Raw genomic sequence first — 1200 nt, 5'->3', positions numbered from 1 at the left:
TGACCTTGCCCCCTGGCCTGCCCTCGTTCTGAAGCTAGGGTCCGTCGATGAGGAGACGGACGATGAAGAAGAGCCGGTTCAGCGAAGAGCAGATCATCGGCATCCTGAAGGAGCAGCAGGCTGGGCTGCCGGTGGCTGAGATCTGTCGCCGCCACGGCATCAGCGACGCGACGTTCTACACGTGGCGCTCGCGCTTCGGCGGCATGGAGGTCTCGGACGCGCGGCGTCTGAAAGCGCTCGACGAGGAGAACCGCAAGCTCAAGAAGCTCCTGGCCGAGGCGATGCTCGACGTGGCGACGCTGCGTGAGGCGCTGGGAAAAAACTTCTGACGCCCGGCGCACGGAGAACAGCCGTGAGTTGGGCCATCGAGGAAAAGGGCTACTCGCAGCGTCGCGCCTGCGGGCTGATCGGCCTGGAGCCGAAGACGTACCGCTACGCCTCGACCCGTGGTGACGATGCGGCCGTGCGGGTACGCCTGCGCGGCCTGGCCGGCGAGCGCCGTCGCTTCGGCTACCGGCGCCTGCTCATCCTGCTGCGACGGGAGGGCCTCACGCTGAACCACAAGAAGCTGTTCCGCCTCTATCGGGAGGAGCGGCTGTCGGTGCGCAGGCGGGGTGGGCGCAAGCGAGCCCTTGGCACGCGAGCGCCGGCCGCCGTGCCCCAGGAGCCGAACCAGCGCTGGAGCCTCGACTTCGTCTCCGACACGCTCGACGATGGACGCCGCTTCCGCATCCTCGTCGTGGTCGATGACTGCACGCGGGAGTGCCTGGCGCTGGTGGTCGACACGTCGCTGTCCGGGCGGCGGGTCGCGCGCGAACTCGACCGGATCATCGCGGGCCGGGGCAAGCCGCTGATGATCGTCTCGGACAACGGCACCGAGTTGACCTCGCACGCCATCCTGCGCTGGCAGGAAGAGCGTGCGGTCGCGTGGCATTACATTGCGCCCGGCAAGCCGCAGCAGAACGGTTTTGTCGAGAGCTTGAACGGGCGCTTGCGCGACGAGTGCTTGAACGAGCATCTCTTCCGGAGCCTGCCGGCGGCCCGGACCATCATCGAGGCGTGGCGTGTGGACTACAACACCTGCCGCCCTCACACGAGCCTCGGCGGGCTCACCCCGAACGCGTTTGCAACCCGGTCCAAACAGGACCAAAACCAGAACGGACTCTGGTTATGAACGGGGGCAAACAGGGGGCAGGGTCA

The 1200-nt window shown here is 67.2% G+C and carries 1 protein-coding gene; it reads left to right on the top strand.

From position 1 onward, the window contains the following. Positions 1–62 precede the first annotated feature (62 nt). Positions 63–1174 (top strand): IS3-like element ISMex1 family transposase gene (locus HNR01_RS27325; protein ID WP_183671085.1). Its coding sequence is split into 2 segments (ribosomal slippage): positions 63–312 and positions 312–1174, totalling 1113 coding nucleotides; the frame shifts between segments, so codons are not numbered across the junction. The last annotated feature ends 26 nt before the right edge of the window (positions 1175–1200 follow it).

Source organism: Methylorubrum rhodesianum (assembly GCF_014199985.1).
Taxonomy (GTDB): Bacteria; Pseudomonadota; Alphaproteobacteria; order Rhizobiales; family Beijerinckiaceae; genus Methylobacterium; species Methylobacterium rhodesianum.
This window is presented reverse-complemented; position numbering and strand designations above follow the sequence as displayed.